Below are 14,082 nucleotides of genomic sequence, written 5' to 3'. Positions count from 1 at the left end.
CGCGCCGAGGTCAGGAGACCTCGGCGCTCTTTTCGGGGGTCTGGGTGGCGAAGCCCCCGGTCCGGGGCGAAGCCCCGCTTGTCACAGCGCTCTTTTCGGACTCGAGCTCGGCGTTCAGTTCGCCTTGGTGTGTCGGCTCGCCGTGGTCGCGCTTGAACGGCGTCGGCCGCTTCGGCTTGACCGGGGCGAACTTCTTCGTCGGCGCGTCCGCGTGCGGAACGCTGACCTTGCCCGGCTCCGGGAGCTTCGGATCCGGCTTCGGCGCCTTGGGCGGCAGCGGCTTGGCGACCTGCGGGACCATCGGCCGGACCGGCGCGAACTTGCGCGTCGGCGGATCCACCAGCGCGACGCGCTCGGCGACCCGGGCGGCCAGCTCGTCGATGCGGTCCTCGCGCTCGACGTCGGCGACCTTCGGTGCCGCGGGTGTCAGCCCGGCGCGGCCGCGCAACGCGGTGTGCAGGCCGTCCCACAGCGTCCCGTCCGACTTGTCGCGCGGGTCCGGGTCGACCAGCACCACGCCGAGGATCGAGATCTCCTGGTCGGCCAGCTGCCGCGCGACCGTGTGCAGCCACAGCGTGTTCGCGTGCCCGGCCTTGACGACCAGCACGGTCTCCGCGCCGAGGTGCTCCAGGTCGGTCCACGCGGTGCCCGGCGAGATGGTGCCGACGCCGACGCGGCGTTCGCCCGGCTCGGCATCGGGGTCGCCGACGCCCAGGACGACGACCTCGCTCTGGGTCTCGGCCGCCAGCTTCCGGACGTCCTCGCCCGGCAGGTCGTCGACGACGCTCGCGCGGCCGTCCTCGCCGAGTTGCTCGGCGACGTCGAGGGCGAGCGCGGCCGTGACGCTCGGCGCGCCGAGCTCCAGCAGCGACACCTCGGTGATGTCCTTCTGGATCGCGCGGACCAGCGTCGTGGCGACGCGACGGCGTTCGGAAACGGCCCGGGAGCGGCGCCACAGCCGGGACGGCCCGCGGCGCTTCGACGGCAGCTGCGCGATCACGGACGCGCCGAGGTGCGTCGAGATCTCGCGGCGCAGCACCGGCCGGTCGCGCGAGACCGCGCCGACGGCGGCGAACGCGATCCCGAGCGCCAGGCCCAGCGCGAACCCGATGCCGGCGTTGGTCGCCGTCGTCTTGAGGAACGCCTTGGGCAGCGCGCGGGGCGCGTCGACGATCTGGGTACCGGCCGCGACCTGCGGGCTGCCGATGCCGGCCTGCTGGGCGCGGGAGTCGAAGTCCGAAACCTGCGACGCGAGCGCGGCGCGGCGGCCGTAGAGGCCTTCGAGCGTGCTGGCGTTCGCGTTGCGGCCCTTGCCGGTCTCGTCGGCGATCTGCGCGTCGACCTTCGTCAGCTCGTCCTGGGCGTTCTTGCGCTGGTCGAGGATGGCCTTCGACTGCGCGGCCGCGGCGGCCTGGCTGCGCTCGACGTGGTCGGCGATGAACGTGTCGGCCAGCGCCTGCGCCTGCGCGACGGCCTCGCCGTCGCTCTTGGCCTTGACGGTGATCTGCATGACGTTGTTCGTCACGGGCAGGCCCGAGTAGTTCTTCATGAACTCTTCGGACGATTCGGTGCTGTTGAGCTTCTTCAGCGCGCCTTCGGCGATCTGGGTCGTCGACAGCACCGCGACGTCGGTGCGCATCAGCGTGCCGCTGTCGGTCGGCGAGTCGTCCTGGTGGACCACGATCACCTTGGCGACGGCGGTCGGCGGGGCCGGCAGCAGGATCGCGACCAGGGCCCCGGCGATCAGCCCGAGCAGCGCCGTGGCCAGCCAGAGCCGCTTGCGACGGCGGATGGTGACGAACAGCCGCTGGAGATCGACGAGCGGAGCAGCCGGAGTTTCGCTTGTAGTCGTCACGCCGAACCTGCCAAGGCTTTCTCGGGGGCTTCCGCCACGGGTTCGGCGACCGGCTCACGCGGCCGGACGGGATGGGTGAGGACCGCGCCGACGATCTCCCGCCCGGCTTCCGAGCAGGCCTCGGCGAGCGAGACGAGCTCCCACGCGGTGCGGCTGGCGGTGCTGAGCACGACCAGCACCCCGGAGCTCCCACCGGCGTCCGGGACGGTCGGGCGGCCGGGGCTGACCTCTTGGATGCGCAGCGGCAGCGACATCCGGTCGGCCAGCGTGGCCAGCTGCGTCGCGGCCAGCCGGGCCGTCTCGTCGTCGTCGGCGATCAGCAGCAGGATGTCGGCGGGGCCGGTGGCCAGCCTGGCGAGCACCCGGCGGTACCGGATGTCGCGGTTGACGTCGTCGGCCGAGGTCGCCACCGGCGGCAGCACCCACGGCCGGTCGCCGCCGAGCAGGCGCCGCACCTTGCCGTACAGGCCGGTCGCCGGGAGGCGGTCGCCCTCCGGCGTCGGGACGTCGACGCCGGCGAGGATCGGCGAGCCGAGCGCGGACGCGATCTCCGGCTCACCCCGCAGCCGCCGGTCGGCGCGAGCGGTGAAGAGGTGGCCGAAGACGCCGACGAGGAAGAACAGCACCGCGCCACCGGCGGCCAGCTGCGTCATCGTCGGGGCGGCCGGGCCGGCCGGGCGCTCGGACGGACCGAGCACCACGGTGTTGCCGACACCGGTCGCGAGGTCGGCCTGGTTCAGGTCGTTGATCGCCTGCTCCAGCGACGTCCGCAGGCCTTCGAGCTGCGTGCGGACCTGGACGCTTTCCACGGTCAGGTCCCCGCCGACGGTCTTGGCGAGGTCGCTGATCTTCTGCGTGGTCAGCTGGACCTGCTGGCGCAGCGTCTCGCGCTGCTCCTGGGCCAGCTGCACCGAGGCGTCCGCCGAGTTGCTCGCCAGCTGCCCGGAGTACTTGACGAACTGCTGCGCGACCTGGTCGGCGAGCTGCTGGGCGTGCTCGGCGGTGTCCGCCGAGACGGTGATCGTGACGACGTTGCCATTCGCCACCGACGCCGTGACCTGCTTCTTCAGGTCGGCGCCGGTCGGGTGCCACTGCAGCTGCGCGGCGGCGCGGTCGAGCACGACCGAGCTGGTCGCGACCTCGGCCTGGGTGAGCAGCTCGTCCGCTTGGCGCGGTCCTTGCAGCAGGACGCTGGACGAGGTCTGGTACCCGGGCGAGAAGAGGACGGAGGCGCCGGCGCCCACCGCCGCTCCGAGGACGGCGAGGGCCACCAGCAGCCGCCAGCGCCGGCGGAGAACCTGCCCGATCAGGCTCAGGCGCACCGTGTCGTCAGTCACCGGCGGGATCTCCATTCCTGGGGCGAGTACGCCGAACGGCTTCAGTGGATCGGCCGGTTACCCGATCCGTCGTCCGGCCGGGACCATTGGTTACACGTCCGGTGACTTCTTGACCGAACGGCGATCAGGAACCGAGTGCGTGCTCGTACGCGGCGAGGAGGGCCTTCGCCGAGTTCTCCCAGGACAGCGGGCCCGCGACCCGGGCCTGGCCGAGCTTACCCATCCTGACCCGCTCCTCGGGGTCGTCGAGCAGCCGCGAAACCAGGACCGCGAACTCCGCTTCGTCGTTCGCCGGGGCGTACACCGCGGCGTCGCCGGCCGATACGCGCGCTTCGCGCAGTTCGAACGAAACGATCGGCTTGCTCATCGCCATGTACTCCATGACCTTGTTCATCGTGGAGACGTCGTTGAGCGGGTTGAGCGGGTCCGGCGACAGGCAGACGTCGGCGGTGGACAGGTACCGGACCAGGTCCTCGTCCGAGATCCGGCCGGTGAACTCGACCTGGTTGGCCAGCCCGAGCTTCGCCGAGAGCGCGACCATGTCGTCGAAGGCGTCGCCGGAGCCGACGAACACCGCGTGCCAGTCGGTGCGGCCGACGTCGTCACGCAGCTTCGCGAGCGCGCGCAGGGCGTAGTCGACACCGTCCTGCGGGCCCATCACGCCGAGGTAGGCCAGCAGGTACGGCTTGCCCTGCTTGAGCTCGGGCTCGACGGGGACCTCGTGGAACCGCTCGACGACCGGGGCGCTGCGCACGACGTAGACGTCCTCGGGCCGCTTGCCGCCACGGATCCGGGCGACCTGCTTGTAGCTCTCGTTCGTCGAGATGACGACGTCGGCGGCGCGGTAGGTGGCGCGCTCCAGCGCGCAGACCCCGCGGTAGAGGAGGTCCTGCCCGCGGTCGAAGCGCGACAGGTACAGCTCGGGGCACAGGTCGTGCTGGTCGAAGATGAACTTCGCGCCCTGTCGCTTGAGCACCTTCGCGACCAGGTACAGCAGGTCCGGCGGGTTGCAGGCGTGCACGACGTCGACCGGCCCGACCTTGCGGGCCAGCCGCAGCGTGTGCCACAGCGCGCTGCCGTACTCCTGCAGGTACCCGGCCGGGCCGCCGGTCGCGGCCTTCAGCGGGTAGCGGTGGATGTGGACGCCGTCGATGACGGCTTCGGCCTCGGTGTCGCGTTTCGTGCCCTGCGGGCAGATCACGTGCACCTCCCACCCGGCGTCGCGCAGGGTCGTGGACTCCTGCCAGACGCGCCGGTCGAAGGGCACGGAAAGGTTTTCGACGAGGATGAGCGCTTTACCAGACTGTGTTTTACCAAGCAAGGCCGGCGTATCCCTCTTCAAGGCGACGCTTCTCGGCGTCGGGCAGGCGGACGAGGTCGATCAGCACCCGGTCGCCGCCGTGCGGCAGCGCCGCCAGCACGTCCGGGTCCTTGCAGCCGACGATCACGACGTCGGCGTGGTCCATGACTTCTTCGACGGACCCGGCGAGCAGCGAACCGAGGTGCGGCAGCCGGCCCTCGATGTACTCGCGGTTGGCGCCCATCAGCCGCGAGAGGCTGACGTTCGCGTCGTAGATCTTCAGGTCGTAGCCCTTGCCGAGCAGCTTCTCGGCCAGCTCGACCAGCGGCGACTCGCGCAGGTCGTCGGTGCCCGGCTTGAACGACAGCCCGTACAGCCCGACCTTGCGCTTCCCGGTGCGCGCGACCAGGTCGAACGCCCGCTGCAGGTGCTCTTCGTTGGAGCTGAGCACGTGCGACAGGATCGGCACCTTCACGTCGGCGCGGTGCGCGGCGTAGACCAGCCCGCGCAGGTCCTTCGGCAGGCACGAGCCGCCGAACGCGAACCCGGGCTTGAGGTAGGCCGGGCTGATGTTGAGCTTGGTGTCGGCGAGGAAGACGTCGATCACCTGGTGCGAGTCGAGGCCGAGCGCGCGGCAGATCGAGCCGAGCTCGTTCGCGAACCCGATCTTGAGACCGTGGAAGGAGTTGTCGGCGTACTTCGTCATCTCCGCGACCGGGATCGGCACGCGGAAGACGGCGCCGGGCAGGCCTTCGTAGAGCGCCGCGACGGCGTCACCGCTGAGCGCGTCGAACTCGCCGATCACCGTCTTCGGCGGGTCGAAGAAGTCGCGGACGCTGCTGCCCTCGCGCAGGAACTCGGGGTTCACCGCGACACCGAAGTCGACCCCGGCGGTGCGGCCCGAGGCCTTCTCCAAGATCGGGACCAGCAGGTCCAGGCAGGTGCCGGGCAGCATCGTGCTGCGGAACACGACCGTGTGCCGCTCGGTCTTCTTCGCGAGCGCCTCGCCGATCTCCTCGGCGACGCGCTCGAGGTAGACCGTCGAGAGGCTGCCGTTCGGCGCCGACGGCGTACCCACGCAGACCAGCGAAATCTCGCTGTCGGCGACGGCTTCCGCGACGTCGGTCGTGGCTCTCAGCGCCCCGCTCGCGACGACTTCGGCGGTCAGCTCGCCGATCCGCTCCTCGACCACCGGGGCGTTGCCCGCGGTGATGAGGTCGATCTTGACCGGGTTGACGTCCACGCCGACCACCCGGTGCCCCTGCCCCGCCAAGCACGCGGCGGAGACACACCCGACATAACCAAGCCCGAAGACACTGATCTTCACGCCAAAACCTCCGCTTTTCCCACGCGACCCATGAGTTGGTCGGCGAGCCCCCCTGGATCGTTACCGCGAGGGCCGCGAACGGGGTAATGCGTGAGACGGCCGTGAGGCGCAACAGTTTTCCGGTAAGAATCGCGTCTCGATTCGCCCCGGAATTGCATCTTGCAGGTGGACGGGCAACGCGTTCGGCGCAGTTCTCGTCAGCGGCCCCCGGAAAGATCCCCGAGAAGCCGTTTCCGTTCCGGGGTGTACGTCCACCACGGCCGGGGCGGCGCGCCGTCGGCTTGGTCGACCGCCGACATGAAGGTGTCGAGCACGCAGGGGTCGTGCCGGCGGCCGTCGGTGGCGCAGAGGCGTTCGTACAGTTCAACCGGGTCGCGCCCGGCGAGCTGGGCGGGTTCGGTGATGCCGAGCCGGGTCAGGTCGCGGACCATCGCCGGGCCGATGTTGGCCAGCTTCAGCAGTTCGCTCATGGACCCAGCACAGCAGCCGGGGCCGGCCCGTGTCTTGTACGGATCGGCCCCGGCTGTGTCGTGCGGTGCCGTGCGTCAGTTGTTGTTCACGAAAGTCGTGGCGAGGCTTTCGCCCTTGCTGATCGCATTGGCGTGGTTCTCGATCGGGGAGACGGTCGAGTTCTTGAAGCAGATGTACGTCACACCGGAGTCGGTGCCGCCGTTGGACGGGTCCGGGTTGATGCCGAGATCCTTCGCCGTCGCGTAGGAGGCTTCGCCGATGATCTGGGTCGGGCCGGTGTCGCCGATGACCGCGTACTCGATCTTGCCGTTGTAGATCACCGCGCAGGAGCCGCCGCCCTTCAGCTGCGACGAGGTGTACTTCCAGATGCTGCTCGAGCTCGGCACGACGATGTAGGGCAGCTTCGCGGCACTGAGCGGCTTGCCGTCGGACTGGTGGAACGCCGTGTCGTCCTGGTAGCAGCAGTCGGTGTCCTCGTTGCACTGCGTCGTGCGCTGGCCGTCGCAGTCGATGTCCATGTCGGCCTTCCAGAAGACCGCGCCATTGGCGTCACAGACGGCGACCGTCTTGGCCGAGACGTCCTCGTCCGTCTTGTACTTGCCGTTGGAGATCTGGGTGCAGCTGTTCGTCTTGGCCAGCAGCTGCGCCGCGGTCGGACCGGCTTCGACGGCGGCCGGCGCCGCGGCGGTCTGCGCCGAGGTGGCCTGAGCCGGAGCCGGGGCGGCCGACGCGAGAGCCGAGGGCATCACGGCCGCGGCCAGCGCCATGGTCGCGAGCAGGATCAGTTTCCGCATACCTGGTGCTCCCTTTAGTTAGGAAACTTTCCTTACGGCGGCGAGCACACAGGATGCACCCCGGACGGTGACGGGTTCAAGACCCAGAGGTACGAGAATTTCCCAGCATCCGGCGGGACTTGACGAAAACGCTGCTCACCGGACGCGGCCGCAGCGAACCGGCTCGGGACGTGTTCCGGCCACCGGGAAGACGGGCTGACGGTTATACCGACTAACCGTCTGCCCGTCGAAACAGCCGTCGCATCCACTGTCCCCTCCGGCGGCCGCCGGACAGCACGCCGTCCAGCCACTCCTGGTCGAGGTCATGTCTCAGCTCCGTTCGCGGCTGCAGCCACCCATCGCGGCTGGTTTCGCCGCCGTCGCTCGCGTACACCCGCGTTGCGCCCGCCTCCCGCAACCGGTCCAGCACCCGCCGGTCGTAGGCGCCGAACGGCAGCGAATACCGCCGCACCGGCCGGCCGCACAGGTCGCCCAGCAGCTTCGGGGCGTCCGTCAGCTCCCGGCGCGCATGGCGGTCGTCGAGGCGGCGCCAGTCGCGTGGCTCCCAGCCGTGCGAGCCGATCTCCATGCCGGCACGAGCCAGGTCGCGCAGGGCGTCGTGGTCGAGGTAGCCGCGCTGCCCGAGACGGCCGGCGAGCGGGAAGAACTCCGCCGTCAGCCCGCGCTCCACGAGCCGGGGCAGCGCGATCTCGACGTCGGACTCGTTGCCGTCGTCGAAGGTCAGGTGGACGTCCGCGCGTTCCTCGACCGCGTCGAGGATGCGGTCGAACTGCTCGACCGTCACCCAGCGTTCGTTCTCCCCCGGCTCGAGCTGGCGAGCCGGCCGGCCGATCCCGTGCATGGCGAAGTTCACCGCCACCGCTTCCACCCCCTGCCACCGCGAGTAGTCGAGCTGTTACCCCGATTAATCGCGGAAGCAAACGGGTGAGTTACACCCTTTTTCCGGCAATCAGCCTTTCCGGATTTCCAGCGTGCAGCACTTCGGCCCGCCGCCGGCTTTCCGCAGCTCAGAGATGTCGACGTAGACCGGCTCGTACCCACGCTCGGCGAGCAGTTCACCCAGTCGAGTGGCCTCGACGGGGAGGACGACGTTCCGGCCGTCGGACACCCCGTTCAACCCGAAGCACTCGGCGTCGGCGGCGGTCGCGAGGACGGCGTCCGGGAACAGCCGCTTGAGCACGCGGCGTGATCCCGCGGAGAACGCCGCCGGGTAGTAGACGATCTGCGCGCGCGTCGTGTCGGTCGCCTCGGCGAGCACGAACAACGCCGTGTCGAGGTGGTAGTAGCGCGGGTCGACCAGGTTCAGCGAGACGACCGGGACGCCGAGGACCTCCTGCGCCTCGGCGTGCGCGGCCGGGTCGGTGCGAAAACCGGTGCCGGCCAGCAGCAGGCCGCCGGTCCAGGCGAAGTCGCCCTCGGCCTCGTTGATCTTCTCCGGCATGGTGATGTCGCGGTAGCCGTGTTCGACGAACCAGCGGCGGAAGTGCTCGGCCTCGGCGGTGCGCTGCGGCGCGCGGAACCGCGAGCCGAGGACGCGGCCGTCGACGACCGTGCCGGAGTTCGCGGCGAAGACCATGTCGGGCAGCCCCGGCTGCGGGTCGATCTCCTCGACGGTGTGGCCGAGACGGCGGTAGGTGTCACGCAGCTCGGTCCACTGCGCGACGGCGACGTCCGCGCTGACCGGCTGGGTCGGGTCCATCCAGGGGTTGATCACGTAGTCCACCGCGAAGAACCGCGGCGGGCACATCAGGTATCGGCGGGTGGTCGGTACGCGAGCGGCCAAGGGCTGTGATCCCTGCATGAAAGCAGGGTAAGCGAGGCCGAAACTCGCAATCAATCGCTGTTCGCTGCGCGTATCTGTGCTAAGTGTTGCGTGTGAACACCATCGACCAGCGAATCGTTTCGTGCCTCGTGGCGAACGCCCGATCGAGCTACGCGGAGATCGGCAAGGTCGTCGGGCTGTCCGCGCCGGCGGTCAAACGACGGGTCGACCGGCTGCTCGAAACCGGCATCCTGCGCGGCTTCACGGCGGTCGTCGACCCGGAGGCGCTGGGCTGGGGCACGGAGGCGTTCGTCGAGGTCACGTGCCAGGGCAACATCACACCGGCGCGCATCCGCGCGCGGCTGGAACCGCTGCCCGAGGTGGTCGCGGCGTACACGGTCTCGGGCGCGGCGGACGCGATCGTCCACCTGCGGGCCGCCGACATCCACCACCTGGAGACGGCGCTGGAGCGGCTGCGCGGGCTGGAGATCGTGGACCGGACGGTGTCGACGGTCGTGCTGTCCCGGCTGCTCGAACGCCCGCCGACGCCGGAGGCGTGACGCGGCCGGTCGGCAGTCGTGTTTTGCCGCAGCGCGAAGATCACGGAAGCGTCCACTGACCGAAATCCACCGCTCGCCGGGCCCGGGATCCGGCGCTGGCCGCGCCTCCCGGCTGCTCGAAGGCCGGTCGCGCGAAACTGCGCGGGGCGGCGCCCCCCGTCTTCCAGCGTAGCGGCGGGTACCGACAGTTTCGGCAGCTCAGCTGCCCAGGGCTCGGAGCACCGCCGGGGCTTCGTCCGGGTGCAGGCGCAGCTCCGTGCGGCCCGCGTTGAACGTGACCGCCTGCTCGTCCACCGCCTGCATCGTCAGCTCTCCCGGCTCGAACGGCGCCGGCGGCTGCCCCGGGGCCAGCCACTGGACGTGGCCCGGCCCCACGAGGAGCCTGCCCTGCTGCTCTCGGCCGTCCGTGAGGGTCGGGTCGCGTAGGACGCACGGGATCTTCGCCTGCTCGCCTCGGCTCAACGCCCTCTGTCGCGCCGATCGGCGACGGGCTCCGAAGAGCTCGGCCGTGTCGATCATCGTCAGGACGTTTCCCGCCAGCACGATGAACCCCCGGACCAGGGCTCCGACCAGTTCCCCCATCCCTCCAGTCATACCCGAGCAAGGCGACGACCGCCTCGTGCCACCCTTACTCCCATGACCGACAGCATCGTCAGCGAGCACGCGGGCGGCGTCGCCCTGCTGACCGTCGACGCGCCCGGCAGCCGCAACGCGCTGACGCTCGCGCTGTCTTCGCAGCTCGCGGACGCCGTCGCGGCCGCGGAGCGGGACGAGTCGGTGCACGCCGTCGTGGTCACCGGGACCCCGCCGGCGTTCTGCGCCGGGGCCGACCTCTCCGCGCTGGGCGCGGCCGACGAGGCCGGCCTGCGCGCCATCTACGAAGGCTTCCTCTCCGTCGCGCGCTGCACGCTGCCGACGATCGCGGCGGTCGGCGGCGCGGCCGTCGGCGCCGGGCTGAACCTCGCCCTCGCCGCGGACGTCCGGCTGGCCGGGCCGCGCGCGAAGTTCGTCGCGCGGTTCCTGGAGCTGGGCCTGCACCCCGGCGGCGGGATGACGTGGATGACGCAGCGACTGGCCGGCCCGCAGCAGGCCGCCGCCATGACGTTGTTCGGGCAGCCCCTGGACGCCGAGGCGGCCGCGCGCGCCGGGCTGGCGCTGCGCGTGGTCGACGGCGGGCACGACGACCTGCTCGCCGCCGCGCGGGAACTGGCGGCTCCGGCCGTCGCCGCGCCGCGCGAGGCCCTGCTGGCCACCAAGCGCAGCCTGCGGGCGACCGCCTCGCTGGCCGCGCACGCCGACGCCGTGGACGTCGAGATCGAGCCGCAGCTGGCGTCGCTGGCGTCCCCGGAGTTCGCCGAGCGGCTGGCGGCGATGCGGGCCCGGATCCGGTCCGGCCCGTGAGTTCTCACCACGTGGACGTGACGCGGGAGATGCGCGTCACAACGCCTCGTGACAGTTAACCGTTACCATCAGTTACAGGTATTTGTCGGACCAGCAAAGAAGAACCACTAGCGCAGCGAAGAGGTCGTCCGGGACTCGGGACACTGGGAACATCGTGGTCAAGGGCGAGCTAACCTCGTGATAGGGCCTGGTGTCCCGACTGTCATGACACCGGGCAGAGCGACCGAAGGCCGCAACGTCGGGAGAGAGGGAATCCCTGACCCATGAGCACGAGTGCGAACGGCAACGGCGCTGGTCACGGCTCGCTCGCCGCGACCAGGCCCACCGAGATCAGCAAGCTGGACCGGGTGGTCATCCGGTTCGCGGGCGACTCGGGTGACGGGATGCAGCTGACCGGCGACCGCTTCACGTCCGAAGCGGCCGCGTTCGGCAACGACCTGTCGACGATGCCGAACTTCCCCGCCGAGATCCGCGCCCCGCAGGGCACGATCCCCGGCGTCTCCTCGTTCCAGGTCCACTTCGCCGACTACGACATCCTCACGCCCGGCGACCGGCCGGACGTGCTGGTGGCGATGAACCCCGCCGCGCTCAAGGCGAACGTCGCCGACGTGCCGCGCGGCGGCACGATCATCCTCAACACCGACGACTTCATCAAGCGGAACCTGACGAAGGTCGGCTACGCCACCGACCCGCTGGACGACGACACGCTCGAGCCCTACCAGGTGCACCGGGTCGCCATGTCGACGCTGACCCAGGGCGCGCTCGCCGACACCGGCCTCGGCAAGAAGGACGCCGAGCGCTGCAAGAACATGTTCGCCCTCGGCCTGCTGTCGTGGATGTACCACCGGCCGACCGAAGGCACCGAGCGGTTCCTGCGCGAGAAGTTCGCGAAGAAGCCGGACATCGCCGAGGCCAACATCCTGGCCTTCCGCGCGGGCTGGAACTACGGCGAGACGACCGAGTCGTTCGCGACGACGTTCCAGGTCGCCCCGGCGAAGCTGGCGCTGGGCACCTACCGGCAGATCACCGGCAACACGGCGCTGGCGTACGGGCTCGTGGCCGCCGGGCAGCAGTCCGGCCTGCCGATCCTGCTCGGCACCTACCCGATCACCCCGGCGTCGGACATCCTCCACGAGCTGTCCAAGCACAAGAACTTCGGCATCCTCACCTTCCAGGCCGAGGACGAGATCGCCGGCATCGGCGCCGCACTGGGCGCGTCCTACGGCGGCGCCCTCGGCGTCACCTCGACGTCCGGCCCGGGTGTCGCGCTGAAGTCCGAGACCATCGGCCTCGGCGTGATGATGGAGCTGCCGCTGGTCGTCATCGACGTCCAGCGCGGTGGCCCGTCGACCGGCCTGCCGACCAAGACCGAGCAGGCCGACCTGCTGCAGGCGATGTTCGGCCGCAACGGCGAGTCGCCGGTGCCGATCGTCGCGCCACTGTCGCCGGCGGACTGCTTCGACGCGGCCGTCGAGGCCACCCGGATCGCGCTGAAGTACCGCACGCCGGTGCTGCTGCTCTCGGACGGCGCGATCGCGAACGGCTCCGAGCCGTGGCTGATCCCCGACGTCGAGACGCTGCCCGACCTGCGTGTCGAGTTCGCGACCGAACCCAACTCGGACAACGACTCCGGCGAGTTCTGGCCGTACGTCCGCGACCCCGAGACGCTCGCCCGCGCGTGGGCGATCCCGGGCACGCCCGGCCTGCAGCACCGCATCGGCGGGCTGGAGAAGGCCGACCGGACCGGGCACATCTCCTACGACCCGGACAACCACGACAAGATGGTCCGGCTGCGGCAGGCGAAGATCGACGGCATCGACGTCCCCGACGTCGTGGTCGACGACCCGAGCGGCGGCAAGGCCCGGGTGCTCGCGCTCGGCTGGGGCTCCAGCTTCGGCCCGATCGGCGCCGCGTGCCGCCGGGTGCGCAAGCTCGGCATGCCGATCGCCCAGGCCCACCTGCGGCACCTGAACCCGCTGCCGGCCAACCTCGGCGACGTCCTGCGCGCCTACGACAAGGTCGTCGTGCCGGAGATGAACCTCGGTCAGCTCTCCCTGCTGCTGCGCGCGAAGTACCTGGTGGACGTCCATTCGCACACCAAGGTCGCCGGGATGGCGTTCAAGGCCGAAGAGCTGCAGAACCTGTTCTCGGAGATCATCACCGGCATTGCTACGGAGGCGGCGAAGTGACCGCAATCGACATCGGTCTGCCCACTCTCGGCGGTCTGGACCTTGTGCCCACCACCGACGAACCGCAGACGGCCAAGGACTACAAGTCGGACCAGGAGGTCCGCTGGTGCCCCGGCTGCGGCGACTACGTCGTGCTCAACGCGGTCCAGTCCTTCCTGCCGACCCTCGGCCTCAAGCGCGAGAACATCGTGTTCGTCTCGGGGATCGGCTGCTCGTCGCGGTTCCCGTACTACCTGAACACCTACGGCATGCACTCGATCCACGGCCGCGCGCCGGCGATCGCGACGGGCCTGGCCACCACGCGGCCGGACCTGTCGGTGTGGGTCGTCACCGGTGACGGCGACGCGCTGTCCATCGGCGGCAACCACCTGATCCACGCGCTGCGCCGCAACGTGAACATCAAGATCCTGCTGTTCAACAACCGGATCTACGGGCTGACCAAGGGCCAGTACTCCCCGACGTCGGGGCCGGGCATGGTCACCAAGTCGTCCCCGATGGGTTCGGTGGACACGCCGTTCAACCCGCTGTCGCTGGCGATCGGCGCCGAGGCGTCGTTCGTGGGCCGCGCGATGGACTCGGACCGCAAGGGCCTCACCGAGGTCCTGCAGGCCGCGGCGGAGCACCGCGGGTCGGCGCTGGTGGAGATCTACCAGAACTGCCCGATCTTCAACGACGGCGCGTTCGACGTCCTCAAGGACGCCGACGAGGCCGCCGCCCGGCTGATCCCGCTACGCGCCGGCGAGCCGATCCGCTTCGGCCCGAACCAGGAGTTCGGCGTCAAGCGCAGCGACTGGGGCGGCCTGGACGTCGCGAAGGTCGCCGACATCGGTGAAGACAACATCGTCGTGCACGACCCGGCGATCACCGACACGTCGTACGCGTTCGCGCTGTCCCGGCTCGGCGACCAGAACCTGAACCACGTCCCGACGGGCATCCTCCGCCAGGTCGAGCGCCCGACCTACGACGACGGCGCCCGCGCCCAGGTCGAGGAGGCCCGTGCGGCCCGCAAGCCGGACCTGCGGGGCCTGCTCCACGGCAAGGACACCTGGACGGTCGCGTAACCGCTGCGGCAAGGTCCGCGAAGGC

The 14,082-nt window shown here is 70.4% G+C and carries 13 protein-coding genes; 4 read left to right on the top strand and 9 right to left on the bottom strand.

Translation table 11 applies throughout. From position 1 onward, the window contains the following. Positions 1–10: 10 nt before the first annotated feature. From OG439_RS41650 to ddaH, 8 genes are all read right to left on the bottom strand, one after another. On the bottom strand, positions 11–1,855 hold the full coding sequence (locus OG439_RS41650; protein ID WP_326945948.1) for a Wzz/FepE/Etk N-terminal domain-containing protein: 1,845 nt from the start codon (positions 1,853–1,855) through the stop codon (positions 11–13). Continuing rightward, a complete protein-coding gene (locus tag OG439_RS41645; RefSeq protein WP_442792252.1) occupies positions 1,852–3,207 on the bottom strand; it encodes an exopolysaccharide biosynthesis protein in 1,356 nt (451 codons plus the stop codon). Before OG439_RS41645 ends, OG439_RS41650 begins: the two co-directional genes overlap by 4 nt. Positions 3,208–3,316: 109 nt before the next feature. Beyond that, positions 3,317–4,459, bottom strand: coding sequence for a glycosyltransferase family 4 protein (locus tag OG439_RS41640; protein ID WP_326945946.1), 1,143 nt, complete (start codon positions 4,457–4,459; stop codon positions 3,317–3,319). A 43-nt stretch (positions 4,460–4,502) separates the two neighbouring features. After that, on the bottom strand, positions 4,503–5,819 hold the full coding sequence (locus tag OG439_RS41635) for a nucleotide sugar dehydrogenase (protein ID WP_247060383.1): 1,317 nt from the start codon (positions 5,817–5,819) through the stop codon (positions 4,503–4,505). A gap of 197 nt (positions 5,820–6,016) precedes the next feature. Further along, a complete protein-coding gene (locus OG439_RS41630; RefSeq protein WP_326945944.1) occupies positions 6,017–6,289 on the bottom strand; it encodes a helix-hairpin-helix domain-containing protein in 273 nt (90 codons plus the stop codon). 75 nt (positions 6,290–6,364) lie between these two features. Next, positions 6,365–7,084: a glycoside hydrolase family 75 protein gene (locus OG439_RS41625; RefSeq protein ID WP_326945943.1), complete on the bottom strand. Its 720-nt coding sequence runs from the start codon at positions 7,082–7,084 to the stop codon at positions 6,365–6,367. 211 nt (positions 7,085–7,295) lie between these two features. Further along, on the bottom strand, positions 7,296–7,925 hold the full coding sequence (locus OG439_RS41620) for a polysaccharide deacetylase family protein (RefSeq protein WP_326951744.1): 630 nt from the start codon (positions 7,923–7,925) through the stop codon (positions 7,296–7,298). Between the two features lie 108 nt (positions 7,926–8,033). Then, positions 8,034–8,885: a dimethylargininase gene (gene ddaH, locus OG439_RS41615; RefSeq protein ID WP_326945942.1), complete on the bottom strand. Its 852-nt coding sequence runs from the start codon at positions 8,883–8,885 to the stop codon at positions 8,034–8,036. Positions 8,886–8,959: 74 nt separating this feature from the next. Between ddaH and OG439_RS41610 the strand changes: the two genes are divergently transcribed. Beyond that, a complete protein-coding gene (locus tag OG439_RS41610) occupies positions 8,960–9,406 on the top strand; it encodes an Lrp/AsnC family transcriptional regulator (protein WP_247015250.1) in 447 nt (148 codons plus the stop codon). 198 nt (positions 9,407–9,604) lie between these two features. On the opposite strand, the gene OG439_RS41605 is transcribed toward OG439_RS41610, so the two are convergent. After that, entirely contained in the window at positions 9,605–9,988 is a 384-nt protein-coding gene (locus OG439_RS41605; protein ID WP_326945941.1) for a hypothetical protein, read from the bottom strand. A 54-nt stretch (positions 9,989–10,042) separates the two neighbouring features. On the opposite strand from OG439_RS41605, the gene OG439_RS41600 reads away from it, so the two are divergent. The 3 genes from OG439_RS41600 to OG439_RS41590 all read left to right on the top strand — a co-directional run bounded on the left by OG439_RS41600 (position 10,043) and on the right by OG439_RS41590 (position 14,057). After that, complete coding sequence (locus OG439_RS41600; RefSeq protein ID WP_326945940.1) at positions 10,043–10,807, top strand: enoyl-CoA hydratase; 765 nt, start codon at positions 10,043–10,045, stop codon at positions 10,805–10,807. Positions 10,808–11,070: 263 nt separating this feature from the next. Then, positions 11,071–12,996: a 2-oxoacid:acceptor oxidoreductase subunit alpha gene (locus OG439_RS41595; protein WP_326945939.1), complete on the top strand. Its 1,926-nt coding sequence runs from the start codon at positions 11,071–11,073 to the stop codon at positions 12,994–12,996. Then, the gene (locus tag OG439_RS41590) at positions 12,993–14,057 is read left to right on the top strand and encodes a 2-oxoacid:ferredoxin oxidoreductase subunit beta (RefSeq protein WP_326945938.1); all 1,065 of its coding nucleotides are present in this window, start codon (positions 12,993–12,995) and stop codon (positions 14,055–14,057) included. Before OG439_RS41595 ends, OG439_RS41590 begins: the two co-directional genes overlap by 4 nt. Positions 14,058–14,082: the final 25 nt, after the last annotated feature.

This window comes from Amycolatopsis sp. NBC_01307 (genome assembly GCF_035975215.1).
Classification (GTDB): Bacteria; Actinomycetota; Actinomycetes; order Mycobacteriales; family Pseudonocardiaceae; genus Amycolatopsis.
Note: the sequence above shows the minus strand (reverse complement) of the source record. Positions and strands in the feature narration are given on the sequence as shown.

Coding starts and splice junctions, on each gene's coding strand:
- OG439_RS41630 (WP_326945944.1), bottom strand. CDS start 6,289: ATGAGCGAACTGCTGAAGCTGGCCAACATCGGCCCGGCGATGGTCCGC.
- OG439_RS41620 (WP_326951744.1), bottom strand. CDS start 7,925: ATGCACGGGATCGGCCGGCCGGCTCGCCAGCTCGAGCCGGGGGAGAAC.
- OG439_RS41595 (WP_326945939.1), top strand. CDS start 11,071: ATGAGCACGAGTGCGAACGGCAACGGCGCTGGTCACGGCTCGCTCGCC.
- OG439_RS41600 (WP_326945940.1), top strand. CDS start 10,043: ATGACCGACAGCATCGTCAGCGAGCACGCGGGCGGCGTCGCCCTGCTG.
- OG439_RS41625 (WP_326945943.1), bottom strand. CDS start 7,084: ATGCGGAAACTGATCCTGCTCGCGACCATGGCGCTGGCCGCGGCCGTG.
- ddaH (WP_326945942.1), bottom strand. CDS start 8,885: ATGCAGGGATCACAGCCCTTGGCCGCTCGCGTACCGACCACCCGCCGA.
- OG439_RS41605 (WP_326945941.1), bottom strand. CDS start 9,988: ATGGGGGAACTGGTCGGAGCCCTGGTCCGGGGGTTCATCGTGCTGGCG.
- OG439_RS41645 (WP_442792252.1), bottom strand. CDS start 3,207: ATGGAGATCCCGCCGGTGACTGACGACACGGTGCGCCTGAGCCTGATC.